This window comes from Paracoccus sp. KR1-242 (assembly GCF_049446195.1).
Taxonomy (GTDB): Bacteria; Pseudomonadota; Alphaproteobacteria; order Rhodobacterales; family Rhodobacteraceae; genus Paracoccus; species Paracoccus broussonetiae.
Genome location: NZ_JBMSED010000004.1, coordinates 266,062 through 280,558, shown reverse-complemented (window position 1 = coordinate 280,558; position 14,497 = coordinate 266,062). Strand labels below are relative to the sequence as shown.

The following is a 14,497-nucleotide window of genomic DNA, read 5'->3' as shown; positions in this document are numbered from 1 at the left end:
TGACCATGGACCAGACGACCCGGGGCCGCAGTGCCGGCTTCTCGCCCGCCGCCGCCTATGACCAGGGGCTGCGCGCGCATATGCTGCGCATCTATAACTACATGGGGCTTGGCCTTGTGCTGACGGGCATCGTCGCGATGCTGGTTGCCTCGGTCCCGGCGATCTATGTGCCGATCTTCGGCTCGCCGCTGAAATGGCTGGTCATGCTGGCGCCGCTGGGCTTCGTGATGTTCCTGTCCTTCCGGATCGAGGCAATCTCGGGCGCGACGGCGCAGGCGCTGTTCTGGGCCTTCTGCGCGGTGATGGGGCTGTCGCTGGCCTCGATCTTCCTAGTCTATACCGGCACCTCGATCGCGCGGGCGTTTTTCGGCGCCGCCGCGATGTTCGCGGGGATGAGCCTTTACGGCTATACGACGAACCGCGACCTCAGCAAGTTCGGCAGCTTCCTGATCATGGGCCTGATCGGCGTCATCATCGCCAGCATCATCAACATCTTCCTGGGCTCGTCGGCGCTGCAATTCGCGATCTCGATCATCGGCATCCTGGTCTTTGTCGGCCTGACCGCCTGGGACACCCAGTCGATCAAGCTGCAATATGGCGAACACCATGACGACGAGACCCGCCAGAAGCTGGCGGTGATGGGCGCGCTGTCGCTGTACCTGAACTTCATCAACATCTTCCAGCTTCTGCTGAGCCTGACCGGCCAGCGGGAGGAATAAGCAGACATCCCGCAAGAAGGAAAACCGAGGCATGGACCACAATGACAGGCAGGCCATCGAGGGCCTGTTCGACAAGCTCGCGCATGTCGAGCGCCAGGCGGCGCCCCGCGATACCGACGCAGAACACTTCATCTCGGGGCAGATCGCCCGCCAGCCCGGCGCGCCCTATTTCATGGCCCAGACCATCGTGATGCAGGACCACGCGCTGAACGCCGCGCAGGCCCGTATCGAGGAACTGGAATATCAGGCCCAGGCGTCCCGCCAGGGTGCGGGTCAGGGTGGGTTCCTGTCGCGCATGTTCGGCGGCGGCGCGGCCGCGCCTTCGCCCCAGATGTCCCAGCGGATGGCGCCGGGCATGGGTGCGCGCCCGCAGGGCTATGGCGGAATGCCTGCCCAGCAGGGGCAGGGCGGGGGCTTTCTCGCCGGTGCCGCGCAGACCGCAATGGGCGTCGCCGGCGGCGTCCTGCTGGGCAATGCGGTGATGGGCATGTTCGCGGGCGAGGCCGAGGCCGCACCCGCGCCCGAAGAGGAAGAGGATGACCCCGGCGCCTTCGAGGATGCCGGCGGCTGGGACGAGGAAATCTGAGACCCGGAGAAGGCGGCCGTCCTCCCCCGGCTGCCGGTTGCTGACCGCTCCGGTCAGGCACCCCGCGGCGCGCCATCGTGCCGCGGGGTGCTGTTTTTCGGCCGCACTTGCCTTTCCCCGCCGCCGGTCATTTGATGGTCAGAACCAACGCTTTCGGGGATCTGCATGACGACCCATCCGGTGAAACCACCCATCGGCCCGGCCACCCGACTTTGCATGTCGCTGGCCGCGCGGCCCGGCCAGTTCGGCTCTCGGTTCCACAACCGGCTTTACGAAAGACTGGGGCTGGATTTCATCTACAAGGCCTTTACCACCACCGACCTGCCCGCTGCGCTGGGCGGGATCCGCGCGCTGGGCATCCGGGGCTGTGCCGTCTCGATGCCCTTCAAGGAGGCGGTCATTCCCCTGATCGACGGGTTGGAGGGATCGGCGGCGGCCATCGACAGCGTGAACACCATCGTCAACGATGATGGGCGGCTGACCGGATACAACACCGATTACAGCGCCGTGGCGCAATTGCTGGATCGCGCCGGAATTGCGCCCGAGACGCCCTTCCTGCTGCGCGGTTCGGGCGGGATGGCCAAGGCCGTGGTGGCGGCTTTGCGCGACCGGGGCCACCGGCAGGGCACCATCATCGCCCGCAATCGGGCGAACGGACAGCGGCTGGCCGATCTTTACGGTTTCATCTGGACCCCCGAGCTGCAGACGCAGACCGCCCCCCTGATCGTCAACGTGACGCCCCTTGGCATGAAGGGCCCCGAGGCCGCGCAGCTGGCCTTTCCCGAAGCGGCCATTGTTGCGGCCGAAACCGTCTTCGACGTGGTGGCCCTGCCGTCCGACACACCGCTGATGCGGGCGGCCGGGGCACTGGGCAAGACGTGCATTTCGGGTGCCGAGGTGGCGGTGCTTCAGGCACTGGAGCAGTTCGTCCTTTACACCGGGATCCGCCCCGATCCCGAACTGGTCGACGAGGCGGCGGCTTTTGCCCGCGCGACCTGACCGGCGGCGCGGGCGTGGGTTGCTTCAGTGCGCCGGGGGCCAGCCCGCCGCGGCCGCATCCACCGCCAGCATGTAAAGGCTGGTCGTTGCGGTGATGAACAGCCGGTTGCCGCGCGGGCCGCCGAAGCAGATGTTCGACACAACCTCGGGGACCAGGATCTTGCCCAGCAGCACCCCGTCGGGGGCAAAGACATGGACCCCGTCCGCGGCCGAAGACCAGACGTTGCCCTGCGCATCGCAGCGGATCCCGTCGGGCAGGCCCTGATCGATCCGCGCAAAGTCGCGCCCGTTTGCGACCGAGCCGTCAGGCGCGATGTCAAAGACCCGGATCACCGGCGGCACATCCGGGTCATGGCTGGAGCCCGATTCCGCGACATAAAGCAGGCCTTCGTCGGGCGAGAAGCACAATCCGTTCGGCTGGGTGAAATCGGTGATGACGGCGCGCGGCTCGCCCCCTTCGGGCGGGACGCGATAGACGAACGAGCCGTCCTGCTCGCGCGGGGCGCGATACCCCTCGAGGTCGGACAGGATTCCATAGGTCGGATCGGTGAACCAGATGCTCCCGTCCGAATGCGCCACCACATCGTTGGGCGAATTCAACCGGCGACCGGCATGGCTGCCGGCGACGATGCTGCGGCTGCCGTCATGTTCGGTCCGCGTGACCGCGCGCAACCCGTGATGGCAGGTCACAAGCCGTCCCTGCGGGTCGCGGGTATTGCCGTTGCTGTAGTCGGAATGCTCGCGGAAGACGGTGCAGCCCGTCTCGGCCGTCCAGCGCATCATGCGATGCGCGGGAATGTCCGAGAACAGCAGCATCTGCGCTGCGGGGAACCAGGCCGGCCCCTCGGCCCATTCAAAGCCGCTGCCGATCTGGCGCAGTTGCGCATTGGGATGGATCAGGGCGCGGAAACGCGGGTCCCGCTGGTCATAATGGCTCATGCGTTGGCCTTTCTGCCGCTGGCGACGGCGACGATGGCGATGATGATGATCCCGGTGGACAGCAGGCGCACGCCCGCTCCCAGACCATAGGAGTTCAGCATCGACACGATCAGATACATGAAAAGTGCGCCCGCCCAGATGCCGGGCACGTTGGAATTTCCGCCCGCAATGGACGAGCCGCCGATCACGGTCACGGCGATGGACATCAGCAGGAATTCTGCCCCCATGTTCAGCGCCGCCCCGCCCGAGAAGCAGGCCAGCAGAAAGCCGGTCAGCGCGGCCATGATGGCGCAGGTCACATAGGTCGCGCCCATGACCCGGCCGACCGCCACACCCGCCAGCCGCGCCGCCCGCTGGTTCTGCCCGATGGCCGAGACGCGGCGCCCGAACAGCGACAGGTTCAGCAGAACCCAGAAGCCCGCGCTGATCGCCAGCGCGACCCAGGCAAGGTTCGGGACGCCCAGCAGGTCGCGGGCCGTGGTGAAGTCGGCCAGCGCCTGCGGCGGCTTGATGCGCAGGCCCCGGTTCGACCAGATCGCCAGCGACTGGTAAAGAAAGCTGGCCGACAGCGTCGCGATGATCGGCGGGATGCGCAGCAGGCGGATCAGCGCGAAATTCGCAATCCCCACGCCTGCGCCGATGGCGATGGTGGACAAAAGCCCGGCCAGCACGACCAGCGCAGGCGTCGCCGTCATGCCCCCCATCAGCTTCAGCGATAGCGTACCGGCCAGGGTCATCGTGGCCGGGATCGACAGGTCGGTATTGCCAGGCCCCAGCGTGATGACCAGCATCTGCCCCAGCCCCGTCAGTACCGAGAAGCTGGCGAAGGTCAGCGCGGCGACGGCCAGCGCCATTCCTCCGCCGCCGCCCGCGCTCATCGACCAGGTGGCCAGGAAGGCGGCGAAGGCCGCGACCCAGGCCCAGAACCAGGGCGCGCGGTGAAGGTTCGCAAGTCCGCTCATGCCCGTTTCTCCGCCTGCCGGACGACCAGCCGCGCGGCCAGCACAAGGATCAGGATCGCGCCCTGCGCGCCGATCTGCCAGTCGGGGGACAGCCGCAGAAAGGACAGGAAGCTGCCTGCCAGCGTCAGGGTCAGCGCCCCGATCACCGCGCCCACGGGCGACACGCGTCCACCGGTGAATTCGCCCCCGCCCAGGATCACCCCGGCGATGGACAGCAGGGTATAGCGCAGCGCGATATTCGCATCCCCCGAGGTCGTCAGTCCGACCAGCGCCATGCCCGCCAGCACCGCGAAGATCCCGGCAAGACCATATGCCATCGCCCGCAGCCGGATGGTCGAGCGTCCGGCCCGCGACACCGCCCGCGCATTGCCCCCCAGCGCCCGCAGCCGGACGCCGAAGCCCGAGCGCATGACCAGAAGATGCGCGACGGCGGCGATCAGCACGCTGGCGATGATCGCCATCGGCACCAGCGGCGGTTTCGATTTCATGATCGCCGTCAGCCATGCCGGAGAGGTGCCGCCCGGTGACGGCAGGATCAGCACCGCCGCACCACCCCAGACGAAGGACATGCCCAGCGTGACGACGATGGCGGGAAGCTGGCGGATCTCGATCAGCGCGCCAAGCGCGGCATAGGCCAGCACGCAGCCCACCAGCATCGCCACGCCCAGTGCCGGGTTCACCGGCAGGACCGAGGCGGTGATGCAGGCCACAAGGCTGACGAAGGCGCCCATCGACAGGTCGATGTCATTGACCATGATGATGATCATCTGCGCCACCGTCGCCAGCGCGATCGGCACGGCCAGGTTGAACAGCAGGTTGATGCCGACATAGCTCATGGCGCGGGGCTGCAGCCAGAAGACGGCGGCGACCAGCACGGCAAGCGACAGGACGGGCAGCGCGAGCCTTGGGTTCACAAGGCGCATCATGCGACGTCCTCGCCCAGTTCGAAGCTGGCGGCCAGGACGTTTTCCTCGGTGATGCGGTTACCCTCCAGCTCGGCCGAGATGACGCCATTGCGGAAGACGAAGACACGGTCGCAATTCCGGATCTCGTCCATCTCGGTGGAATACCACAGGAAGGTGCGGCCATTTGCGGCCTCGGCGCGGATCATGTCGTAAACCTCGGTCTTGGTGCCGATATCGACGCCGCGCATCGGGTCGTCCATGACGACGACCGGTGCGGTGGTCGCCAATGCGCGCGCGAACAGCGCCTTTTGCTGGTTGCCCCCCGACAGCGACAGGATCGGGTTGCCCATGTCGGGCGTGCGGATGCCGATGCGTTTCTGCCAGTCGGCCCCGACCCGCGCCTCGGCCGCGCGGTCGATCAGGCCGCGACGGGTCAGGGTCGCCAGCGCGGCAAGGGTCAGGTTGCGGCGGATCGACCAGATCGGCATCAGCCCGTCCCGCCGGCGATCGCCCGCGACAAAGACGGCGGCGGGCGCGGGTGTGGCGCGCCAGTCCGAGCTTTGCGAGAGATAGAAGCGCGCCAGCGCCTCGGCCTGTCCATGCCCGGCCAGACCGGCAAGGCCCACGATCTCGCCCTTGCGGGCCTCGATTCCCTCGGGGGTGCGCAGAATGGGATGGGACTTGTCGCCCAGGGTGCGGGCAAGGGCCGCGGGGCTGGGCTGGTGCCCGTCCTCGGCCACATGGCCCATCGCGTCGACCAGCCCCTGCCGGGTGAAGGCTGCGGCGGGGCGGTCCGCGATGCTGCGGCCGTCCCTCATCACGACGATGCGGCTCGCGACCTCGAAGATCTCGCCCATCATGTGCGAGATGAAGATCACCGCCCCGCCATTTGCACAGAACCGGCGGATATGGGCCAGCAACTGGGCTGCGATGGCTGCGTCCAGCGACGAGGTCGGCTCGTCCAGCACCACCAGCCGCGCGGGCGCTTCGCCTTCGGCAAAGCCGATCGCGATCTCGACCATCTGCTGCTCGGCCAGCGTCAGGTCCAGGACCGGCGTCTCGGGGCGGATGCGGTGGCCGGGGAAAATGCGGTCAAGCTGGCTGCGGATGCGTTCGCCCGCCCGCTTGCGCCAGCCCGCGCCGGTCAGATCGCGCTGCACCACCTGCAGGTTCTCAAGCGCGGTCAGGTTCGGGCAAAGCATGCCTTCCTGCGAAATGGCGCGGATGCCCGCCCCGCGCGGATCATGTGCGCCGGGATAGGCGACGCGGCCGTCGCTGGGCGCGAACAGCCCGGTGATCAGGTTGACCAGCGTGGACTTGCCCGCGCCGTTATGGCCAACGAGGCCAAGGCATTCGCCGGGCGCAATGGAAAGATCGACGCCGTCCAGCGCCTTGAGCGCGCCGAAGCGCTTCGACGCGCCCTCCAGCACGACGACCGGGACGGAATGCGCCCCGGTGTCCTTGATCTGTGCGGCCATCACTTCGCCTCGGCGATCACCTTCTTGGCGTCGTCCTGGGAATAGTCGACATTGGTGACGCCACCTTCGGGGGTGCCTTTCAGCGACTCGTCCAGCGTCTCTTGCGTTACCGAAAGGAACGGCACGGTCAGTTCCTTGGGCACGTCCTGCCCGTCCAGGATCTGCTGCGCGACCCAGAAGGCCAGGGTCGAGACGCCCGGCGCGATCGAGGTCGAGACGGTTTCATAGCCGTTCGCGTCGCGCTGTTCGGCCCACCATTTCAGCTCGTCCTGGCGGTTGCCCATGACGATGATCGGGGTCGGGCGACCCGCCGCGGCAAAGGCCTGCGCCGCGCCATAGCCGTCGCCGCCCTGCGTCACCACCGCGGCGATTTCCGGCAGCGAGGGCAGGACGCCCGCGACCGCCTTTTGCGCCACGTCCTGCGCCCAGTCGCCGTTGACCGAGCCCACGATCTTGAAGTTCGGATGCGCCTTCACGCCTTCCTCGATGCCCTGGTGGATCTCGTCATCGACCGAGACGCCGGCAAGGCCGCGGATCTCAAGCAGGTTGCCGCCGTCGGGCAGGCGCTTGGCAAGGTATTCGACCTCGTCCCGACCCATCTTGACGAAATCGACCTTGACCCGCCAGGCGCAAGGCTCGGTCACGACGCCGTCGAACGAGACCACGGTGATCCCGGCATCGCAGGCCTCCTTGATCGCGCCGTTCAGCGCGGTGGGCGAGGCGGCGTTGATGACGATCGCATCATAGCCCTGCAGGATCATGTTCTGGATCTGGGCGGCCTGTTCGGTCGCCTGATTCTCGGCGGTGGTAAAGGCATCCGCGCTGGCCACGACCTTGTCGGCGACGGCCTTGTCGGTGACGCGCTTCCAGCTTTCCAGCATGGCCTGACGCCAGCTGTTGCCGGCATAGTTGTTGGAAAGCGCGATCTTCTTTTCGGCGGTGTCGGCCATGGCCTGCGTCCCAAGGACCAGGCCCAGCGCGGTGGCGGCAGTCAGCAGCATTCCCTTGCGGGTCATGTCGTTTCTCCTCCCAGTTGTCATCGGCCCCTTGACCGGGGTCCGCTCTCTCCCAGGTGCAGGATATGCGGTTCGGACATTCTGCATAGGGGCGATTTGCGGTCCGCCTGCGTCCGCCCGCGTGGCATGTGCGGGAACCCGCAAGTCGTCCCTATCGCCGTGGAATGGCCCGCGAATCTGTGCCATCGTCCGCGGGCCGTTGGGGGGAGGCGGCACGAGATGGAACATGGCCGCATCACTGCCGCGCCGGACCGGGCCGACATGCCCGAGGCGGTCCCGGAACCGCTTTGGTCGCACCTGTTCCGCATCTCGCGCGCCTTGGCGGGGCGGCTGGATTTCCTGTCCGCGATCCAGTCGGTGGCCCGAGAGATCGCGCGCTTCCTGCCCTATGACCACCTTGATCTGTGCCTGCTGCGCCATGACGGCACGCTGTCGGCCGCCTATGAAACCGGGATCGACACGGCATGGGGGCGGCTTGGAAATGCCTCGGTGCAGTCAAGCCCGATCCGTGACCTGCTTCTGGGGCGGTTCGACCACATGCTGACGGGCGATGCGATGCGCGATCCCCGTTTCCACTATCCCGGTGCCTTCACCGCGCCCATCCACGATCACGGCCTGCGCGCGCGCGTGCACGTGCCACTGGTCGTTGGCGGAGAGATCATCGGCGCGCTCAGCATCTCGTCCTTCCGCGCGGATGATTACGGCATTCCGGACGTCGCTGCCGCGCGGCAGGTCGCAGATCTGATCTCTCCCTACATGTTCGCGCTGCGCGAGGCCGAGCGTTCGCGCCATGCCGCCATCATCGAGGCCGAGGCCCGCGCGCGTGAAGAAGGGTTGCGTCAGGGCGCGCTGAACCTGACCGAGGCGCTGGAGCAGGAGCGCCAGCGCATCGGCATGGACCTGCACGACCAGACTCTTGCCGACCTGAGCCGCCTGATGCGCGACCTGTCGCGCCCCGGCAGCGTCGATGCCGAGGCGATCCTGTCCCGGCTGGACGATTGCGTCGCGGATCTGCGGCGCATCATCGATACGGCGGTGCCCTCGATCCTGGACATGTTCGGCTTTGCCCATGCGGTGCGCGTGCATCTGGAACGCGCGGCGGGCGAGGGCACCCGGATCGAGGTCCATGACGACAGTGGTGGCGCCCCCGACATGCTGGACCCGGTCGTGCGCATCGCGCTGTTCCGCATCGTGCAGGAGGCGATCAACAATGCCGGCCGCCATGCCCGCGCGTCGCGCATCGGGGTGCGCATCGCGGGGCGGCCCCGGCTGCGCGTCACCATTGCCGATGACGGCTGCGGGCTGCCCGAGGAAATCCGCCGCGGCCGCCGCAAGGGCGGCATGTCCCACATGCGCACGCGCGCGCAGCTGATCGGCGCCAAGCTGTCGGTCCGCAGCGGGCGCACCGGCACCAGCGTCAGCGTCAGTCTGGGCGGCACTCCGGGGACCGCGCCATGAAGGTTCTGCTGGTCGAGGACGATCCCCTGCACGCCGCCTTTTTGCGCGATGCGGTCGGTCAGGCGCTGCCCGAGGTCAGCCAGATCCTGACCGCCGACAATGGGCGCGAGGGCGAGGTCATGGCCCGGCGCGGCGTCGGCGCGGTGGTCATGGATCTGCAGATGAAAGAGCGTAACGGCATCGATGCCGCCCGCACCATCTGGTCCGAACGTCCCGAGACCCGCATCCTGTTCTGGTCGAACTATGCCGATGAAGCCTATCTGCGCGGGCTCAGCCGGATCGTGCCGCATGGCTCTCCCTATGGCTATGTCCTGAAGACCGCGCCGGTGCAGCGACTACATCTGGCCATGCGCGCCGTGCTGGTCGAGGGTCAGGTGCTGGTCGACCGCGAGATCCATCGCCTGCAGCAGCGCCAGTCCCGCCCGGCCCATGCCCTCAGCGAAAGCGAATATACCGTGCTGCTGGACATGGCGCTGGGCCTGCCGGACCGCGAGATCGCGCGCCGCCGCGGCATGTCCGAGCGCACGGTCCAGAACCGGCTGTTGTCGCTTTACGACAAGCTGGCGGTCGATCTGCCGGGGGAGGGCTCGCCCGCGATCAACAAGCGGGTCCGCGCAGTGGCTTGCGCGCTGTCCAGCGGCGCCCTGAATGCCGAGGCACTGCGCATCGCCGAACGCGAGATGCGGGACTGGCTGCTGGCCCGGCCGGCTGAATCTCAGGCCGGGTCGATCCGTTCCAGATAGGGCAGCGGATCGGGCTGGATCATCTCTTGCACCGCCTCGATCCGCAACATGGCGCGGCGGCGCGAGATGCGCAGATGCGCGACCAGCGCGGCCCTTGCACCCGCGATGTCGCCCGAGAGAAGGCGAAGGACGACCTCGCGGTGTTCGGTCAGAAAGGGTTCGGTCCCGAACAGTTCCAGCGTCAGCTGATACAGCATGTGATGCGCGATCAGCAGGGATTGCGGCAGGCGGATGGCCCGGATCAGCGCGTCATTGCCGCAATGGCCCAGCATCTCGACATGCAGGCGCTGTTCAAGATGGTCCAGCAGGGCGCTGTCGCGATGGGCGTCGGGGGCCATCGCGGCCTCAAGCTCGGCCAGCATCTGGTCAAGCAATCCGTCCGGCAGATGTGGCAGCGCCTTTTCCATCGCAACCGGTTCCAGCAGCCAACGCAGTTCGAACAGCTCGTCGATATGGCGGGCCGCCAGGGCGGGGGCGAACCAGCGGCCGCTGTCGTCCTTGCGGATGATGCCGCGGTTCTGAAGGCGGCCGACCACGTCGCGCGCCACCGTCCGGCTGACGCCACAATGGCGGGCCAGCATCGCCTCGTTCACGCGCCAGCTGCCCAGCGAACTGCGCGAGACGATCTCCATCTCGATCTCGGGATACAGCATCTCCCACCCGGCGCGGGGCGTCAGGCGGACGGGATCGGCGGGGGCGGGGCGCGGGACGGGCTGGACGCTGTTCGCGGCGACGCTGAACCGTGCAGCCCCTTGACGCTCCAGCAGGCCCAGCCGGGCCAGTTCCTCAAGTGCCTGCCGCGCGGGCGAACGGCTGATCCCGAAACGCTGGACAAGCTGGCCCTGCGTCAGGATCGCGCCGGGCGGCAGCAGGCCCTGTTCGACCTCACGCGCAAGTGCCGCCGCCGCCTGCTGGTAAAGCCGCGGGGCAAGGCGGCTGGGGTCTGTGGTCATATCTGCTGGCTCCGCCTTGGTCCGGGCAGGATGGCCCTGTCGGGCGGCATTGGCAATCTTGGGGTGCGGCGGACCATTGTGCGGGCCCCGCCATCGTGTCTAGTGTGCGCAACAGACATTTCGAGGGGGAGGAGATCGGATGACCCAGGACCGCCATATTGCGCTGGCCGAGCTGGACCGTTTCTGTCGCGCGGCCTTTCTGGCCGTGGGCGCGGACGAGGCGACGGCGGATGCGGCGACACGTTCGATGATGCATGGCACACGTTTCGGCGTCGACAGCCACGGCGTGCGCCTGCTGCCGCATTACCTGAAGGTGCTGCAAGGAGGCCGCCTGAACCCCCGGCCGCAGGTCAGGAAGGTCGGCGGCATGGGCGCGATCGAGGTGCTGGACGCCGATCACGCGCAGGGCGCGCTTGGCGCCTATCGCGGGATGGAACGCGCGTGCGAGCTGGCGCGCCAGTTCGGCATCGGCGCGGTCGCAATCCGCAACAACTCGCATTTCGGGCCCGCAGGGGCCTATTCCCTGGCAGCGGCACAACAGGGGTTGATTGGCATAAGCTTTTGCAATTCCGACAGTTTCGTGCGTCTGCATGACGGAGCGATGCGGTTTCACGGCACCAACCCCATCTCGGTTGCGGTGCCGGTTCAGGGGGAGGACCCGTGGTTCCTGGACATGGCGACCAGCGCGATCCCCTATAACCGGGTGCTGTTGTATCGCAGCCTTGGTGTCGAATTGCCGGTCGGCGTCGCCTCGGACGAGGCCGGCGTGAACACCATGGACCCCGAAAAGACCGAGATGCTGGCCCCGCTGGGGGGTGAGTTTGGCTTCAAGGGGGCAGCACTGGCAGGCGTGGCCGAGATCTTCAGCGCGGTCCTGACCGGCATGACGCTCAGCTTCGACATTCCGCATATGGACGGGCCGGATTTCTCGACCCCGCGCCGGATGGGGGCCTTTGTGCTGGCGCTGAACCCGGATGCGTTTCTGGATCGCGCCCAGTTCGATGCGGGGATGCGGCGCTATGTCGACACCCTGCGCAATTCCCCCGCGCGCGAGGATTGCCGCGTCATGGCGCCGGGGGACCGCGAATGGCAGGTTGCCCGCCAGCGCGAGGTTCAGGGGGTGATTCTGGACCCGACGACCGCGACCGAGTTCGCGTCGCTGTCGGCAAGCCTAGGGATCGCGCCATTGGCCTGACCGCTTTATCTCCCTGTCTCGATTTGCGAAATTCGCCGGGGCAGGGGGAAATCAAGCAAAACCCGTCCGCTGCGCTGCAAATTTTTCTTGACCGGACGCATTTCGGATTCCTAATCTCGAATTGGTCAAACCAGTTTGACCCCGCGCCATGTGGAGGTGGCGCAGGTTCCGGAGGACAGATGCACCACGACGCCAAGCCCCGCCGGCAATACCGGCAGGTGGCCGACCAGATCCTGTCGCTGATCGCGACGCAGGGGCTCGCGCCGGGGGCGCGGCTGCCCTCGGAACGTGATCTGGCCGAGCTGCTCAGCGTGTCGCGCCCGTCGCTTCGCGAGGCGCTGATCGCGCTGGAGGTTGAAGGGTGCGTCGATATCCGCATGGGATCGGGCATCTATGTCGGCGCCAGCCTCCTGCCCGAAAGCGGCGGGATCGGGCTGGACAGCGAAGGTCCGCTGGAGATCCTGCAGGCCCGCGCCATCATCGAAAGCGCCATCGCCGAAGAGGCCGCGCGCCATGTCACCCCCGCCTTGCTTCAGCGGCTGGACGACAACCTGCACGAGATGGGGCAGGCGCTGGACGACCGCGGGCGCGCGATCGTGCTGGACGGGCAGTTCCACATCGCCGTCGCGGGCGGGGTGGGCAACGGCGTGCTGTCGAACTTCACCGCCGAGATCTATGAAAAGCGGCTGTCGCCCTTTTTCGTGCAGTTCTCGACCCGGTTCGAGGGGCCGCGCACCTGGCGGCTGGCTTTGGCAGAACATGGCGCGATCCGCGATGCCATCGCCGATGGCGATGCCCCCGCCGCGCGCGAGGCGATGCGTCATCACCTGACGGAATCGCAACGAAGATTTACCGAAAGCTTCCTGGTCGAGGGTACCCTGGGAGCCTGACCACAAGACCCTGAACTCAACGCTACTGGGAGGATATGCATGAAGTTCACGATCAAGGGCCTGATGGGCGCTGCCGCCATGATGATGGCCAGCACCATCGCCGCACATGCGCAGACCACGCTGAAATGGGCGCATGTCTACGAGACGTCCGAGCCGTTCCACACCGAATCCGTCTGGGCGGCCGAGGAAATCGCCAAGCGCACCGACGGCCGCTACAAGATCGACGTCTTCCCGGCGTCGCAGCTGGGCAAGGAAGCCGACATCAACCAGGGCCTGAAGCTGGGCACGGTCGACATCATCATCTCGGGCTCAAGCTTCGCAGCGCGCGACTACAAGCCGATCGGCGTGACCTATTACCCCTATATCTTCCGCGATCCGGCGCACCTGATCGCCTATACGAAAAGCGATGTCTTCAAGAAGCTTGCGCAGGGCTATGAGGACGCGACCGGCAACCACATTGCCGCAGTCACCTATTACGGCACCCGCCACACCACGGCGAACAAGGAAATCAAGACCTGCGCCGACATGAACGGGGTGAAAATCCGCGTGCCGGACGTGCCCGCCTATCTGGCGATGCCGCGCGCCTGCGGGGCGAATACCACGCCCATCGCCTTTGCCGAGGTCTATCTTGCGCTGCAGAACGGCACCGTCGAGGCCCAGGAAAACCCCCTGACCACCATCGAGGCCAAGAAGTTCTACGAGGTCCAGAAGAACATCGCCCTGACCGGCCATATCGTCGACCACCTGAACACCGTGATCTCGAAACAGCTGTGGTCGAGCCTGTCGGACGAAGACAAGAAGATCTTCTCTGACGTGATGATGGAGGCTTCCGAGCGCGCCACCAAGATCGTCGAAGAGCGCGAGGCCGCACTGGTCGAGAAGTTCAAGGCTGACGGCCTGACCGTGACCGAGGTCGACAAGGCCGATTTCGAAAAGACCGTGCTTGAGAACCAGCCGGTCGAATCCTTCGGCTATGTCCAGGCCGATTACGACGCGATCCGCGCCGTCCAGTAATCGTCCCCGCGCCCCGGCGACACTCTGCGCCGGGGCCATCCCCCACCAGTTTCGGAGCCTATGACATGGCCGAGCAAGATCACACGCTGACCAGCGTGGAAGAGATGGCGCATGCCTTCGAGGACGAAAGCGGCCCCGTCGATCTTTCCCCCTATTCCGTCGAGGACTGGATCACGCTTGCGGTGTTCTGGGCGATGGGGGGCTGCGTCTTCCTGCAATTCTTTACCCGCTACGCACTGAACAACAGTCTCGCATGGACCGAGGAGATCGCGGCGAACTGCCTCGTCATCATCGTCTTCCTTGGCGCGATCATGTGCGTTCGCCTGGGCCGGCATATCATCGTCGACCTGCTCTACAACATTCTTCCGCAGCGTGTCGGACGAGTGCTGCAGGTCATGGTGGACGTCATCGGCATCGGCTTCTTCGGCTACATGTCCTGGCTGATGTGGCGCTACATCGAGGTCGTCGGCACCGAGCGCATGGTCACCGTCGACTTGCCGCGCGGCTTCGTCTTCTACACCGTCTTCATCGCCTTCGTCCTGATGCTGCTGCGCGCGGTGCAGAACTTCGTGCGCGACCTGACCAGACCCAAGACCGTCCGCGAAGAAGCGGCCGAGTCCGGCTTCACGGGAATCTGAAC

Annotated in this window: 15 protein-coding genes; 9 read left to right on the top strand and 6 right to left on the bottom strand. The window is 66.7% G+C overall.

The window, feature by feature from the left end; genetic code table 11:
• Positions 1-5: 5 nt before the first annotated feature.
• From ACO2Q4_RS08535 to ACO2Q4_RS08525, 3 genes are all read left to right on the top strand, one after another.
• Complete coding sequence (locus tag ACO2Q4_RS08535) at positions 6-719, top strand: Bax inhibitor-1/YccA family protein (RefSeq protein WP_311758492.1); 714 nt, start codon at positions 6-8, stop codon at positions 717-719.
• Positions 720-750: 31 nt separating this feature from the next.
• Complete coding sequence (locus tag ACO2Q4_RS08530) at positions 751-1,305, top strand: DUF2076 domain-containing protein (RefSeq protein WP_311758493.1); 555 nt, start codon at positions 751-753, stop codon at positions 1,303-1,305.
• Positions 1,306-1,470: 165 nt separating this feature from the next.
• Positions 1,471-2,304, top strand: a complete 834-nt coding sequence (locus ACO2Q4_RS08525) for a shikimate 5-dehydrogenase (RefSeq protein WP_423318622.1) — start codon at positions 1,471-1,473, stop codon at positions 2,302-2,304.
• A gap of 24 nt (positions 2,305-2,328) precedes the next feature.
• Here the strand turns inward: ACO2Q4_RS08525 and ACO2Q4_RS08520 are convergent, their stop codons facing one another.
• From ACO2Q4_RS08520 to ACO2Q4_RS08500, 5 genes are read right to left on the bottom strand one after another with little or no spacing between them, the layout of a single operon-like run.
• On the bottom strand, positions 2,329-3,243 hold the full coding sequence (locus ACO2Q4_RS08520; protein WP_423318620.1) for an SMP-30/gluconolactonase/LRE family protein: 915 nt from the start codon (positions 3,241-3,243) through the stop codon (positions 2,329-2,331).
• Positions 3,240-4,205 (bottom strand): ABC transporter permease, encoded by a 966-nt coding sequence (locus ACO2Q4_RS08515; protein ID WP_423318618.1) that lies wholly within the window; start codon positions 4,203-4,205, stop codon positions 3,240-3,242. The genes ACO2Q4_RS08520 and ACO2Q4_RS08515 overlap by 4 nt, the downstream gene beginning before the upstream one ends.
• On the bottom strand, positions 4,202-5,131 hold the full coding sequence (locus tag ACO2Q4_RS08510) for an ABC transporter permease (protein WP_311758497.1): 930 nt from the start codon (positions 5,129-5,131) through the stop codon (positions 4,202-4,204). Before ACO2Q4_RS08510 ends, ACO2Q4_RS08515 begins: the two co-directional genes overlap by 4 nt.
• Positions 5,128-6,588 (bottom strand): sugar ABC transporter ATP-binding protein, encoded by a 1,461-nt coding sequence (locus ACO2Q4_RS08505; RefSeq protein ID WP_423318616.1) that lies wholly within the window; start codon positions 6,586-6,588, stop codon positions 5,128-5,130. Before ACO2Q4_RS08505 ends, ACO2Q4_RS08510 begins: the two co-directional genes overlap by 4 nt.
• Positions 6,588-7,604 carry an ABC transporter substrate-binding protein gene (locus tag ACO2Q4_RS08500; protein ID WP_311758499.1) on the bottom strand — a complete coding sequence of 339 codons (1,017 nt, stop codon included), beginning with the start codon at positions 7,602-7,604 and terminating at the stop codon, positions 6,588-6,590. Before ACO2Q4_RS08500 ends, ACO2Q4_RS08505 begins: the two co-directional genes overlap by 1 nt.
• Positions 7,605-7,823: 219 nt before the next feature.
• Between ACO2Q4_RS08500 and ACO2Q4_RS08495 the strand changes: the two genes are divergently transcribed.
• Both ACO2Q4_RS08495 and ACO2Q4_RS08490 read left to right on the top strand, forming a co-directional pair.
• Positions 7,824-9,062 (top strand): GAF domain-containing sensor histidine kinase, encoded by a 1,239-nt coding sequence (locus ACO2Q4_RS08495; RefSeq protein WP_311758500.1) that lies wholly within the window; start codon positions 7,824-7,826, stop codon positions 9,060-9,062.
• Positions 9,059-9,805: a response regulator gene (locus ACO2Q4_RS08490; protein WP_395132697.1), complete on the top strand. Its 747-nt coding sequence runs from the start codon at positions 9,059-9,061 to the stop codon at positions 9,803-9,805. Before ACO2Q4_RS08495 ends, ACO2Q4_RS08490 begins: the two co-directional genes overlap by 4 nt.
• Here the strand turns inward: ACO2Q4_RS08490 and ACO2Q4_RS08485 are convergent.
• Positions 9,778-10,758 carry a GntR family transcriptional regulator gene (locus ACO2Q4_RS08485; RefSeq protein ID WP_423318613.1) on the bottom strand — a complete coding sequence of 327 codons (981 nt, stop codon included), beginning with the start codon at positions 10,756-10,758 and terminating at the stop codon, positions 9,778-9,780. The two genes, ACO2Q4_RS08490 and ACO2Q4_RS08485, sit on opposite strands and share 28 nt — an antisense overlap.
• 139 nt (positions 10,759-10,897) lie before the next feature.
• Between ACO2Q4_RS08485 and ACO2Q4_RS08480 the strand changes: the two genes are divergently transcribed.
• The 4 genes from ACO2Q4_RS08480 to ACO2Q4_RS08465 all read left to right on the top strand — a co-directional run bounded on the left by ACO2Q4_RS08480 (position 10,898) and on the right by ACO2Q4_RS08465 (position 14,495).
• A complete protein-coding gene (locus ACO2Q4_RS08480) occupies positions 10,898-11,953 on the top strand; it encodes an Ldh family oxidoreductase (protein ID WP_423318611.1) in 1,056 nt (351 codons plus the stop codon).
• Between the two features lie 179 nt (positions 11,954-12,132).
• Positions 12,133-12,843 (top strand): FadR/GntR family transcriptional regulator, encoded by a 711-nt coding sequence (locus tag ACO2Q4_RS08475; protein ID WP_423318609.1) that lies wholly within the window; start codon positions 12,133-12,135, stop codon positions 12,841-12,843.
• 39 nt (positions 12,844-12,882) lie between these two features.
• On the top strand, positions 12,883-13,857 hold the full coding sequence (locus ACO2Q4_RS08470) for a sialic acid TRAP transporter substrate-binding protein SiaP (RefSeq protein WP_311758505.1): 975 nt from the start codon (positions 12,883-12,885) through the stop codon (positions 13,855-13,857).
• Positions 13,858-13,922: 65 nt separating this feature from the next.
• Entirely contained in the window at positions 13,923-14,495 is a 573-nt protein-coding gene (locus tag ACO2Q4_RS08465) for a TRAP transporter small permease (RefSeq protein ID WP_311758506.1), read from the top strand.
• Positions 14,496-14,497 lie beyond the last annotated feature (2 nt).

Coding starts and splice junctions, on each gene's coding strand:
- ACO2Q4_RS08535 (WP_311758492.1), top strand. CDS start 6: ATGGACCAGACGACCCGGGGCCGCAGTGCCGGCTTCTCGCCCGCCGCC.
- ACO2Q4_RS08530 (WP_311758493.1), top strand. CDS start 751: ATGGACCACAATGACAGGCAGGCCATCGAGGGCCTGTTCGACAAGCTC.
- ACO2Q4_RS08525 (WP_423318622.1), top strand. CDS start 1,471: ATGACGACCCATCCGGTGAAACCACCCATCGGCCCGGCCACCCGACTT.
- ACO2Q4_RS08520 (WP_423318620.1), bottom strand. CDS start 3,243: ATGAGCCATTATGACCAGCGGGACCCGCGTTTCCGCGCCCTGATCCAT.
- ACO2Q4_RS08515 (WP_423318618.1), bottom strand. CDS start 4,205: ATGAGCGGACTTGCGAACCTTCACCGCGCGCCCTGGTTCTGGGCCTGG.
- ACO2Q4_RS08510 (WP_311758497.1), bottom strand. CDS start 5,131: ATGATGCGCCTTGTGAACCCAAGGCTCGCGCTGCCCGTCCTGTCGCTT.
- ACO2Q4_RS08505 (WP_423318616.1), bottom strand. CDS start 6,588: ATGGCCGCACAGATCAAGGACACCGGGGCGCATTCCGTCCCGGTCGTC.
- ACO2Q4_RS08500 (WP_311758499.1), bottom strand. CDS start 7,604: ATGACCCGCAAGGGAATGCTGCTGACTGCCGCCACCGCGCTGGGCCTG.
- ACO2Q4_RS08495 (WP_311758500.1), top strand. CDS start 7,824: ATGGAACATGGCCGCATCACTGCCGCGCCGGACCGGGCCGACATGCCC.
- ACO2Q4_RS08490 (WP_395132697.1), top strand. CDS start 9,059: ATGAAGGTTCTGCTGGTCGAGGACGATCCCCTGCACGCCGCCTTTTTG.
- ACO2Q4_RS08485 (WP_423318613.1), bottom strand. CDS start 10,758: ATGACCACAGACCCCAGCCGCCTTGCCCCGCGGCTTTACCAGCAGGCG.
- ACO2Q4_RS08480 (WP_423318611.1), top strand. CDS start 10,898: ATGACCCAGGACCGCCATATTGCGCTGGCCGAGCTGGACCGTTTCTGT.
- ACO2Q4_RS08475 (WP_423318609.1), top strand. CDS start 12,133: ATGCACCACGACGCCAAGCCCCGCCGGCAATACCGGCAGGTGGCCGAC.
- ACO2Q4_RS08470 (WP_311758505.1), top strand. CDS start 12,883: ATGAAGTTCACGATCAAGGGCCTGATGGGCGCTGCCGCCATGATGATG.
- ACO2Q4_RS08465 (WP_311758506.1), top strand. CDS start 13,923: ATGGCCGAGCAAGATCACACGCTGACCAGCGTGGAAGAGATGGCGCAT.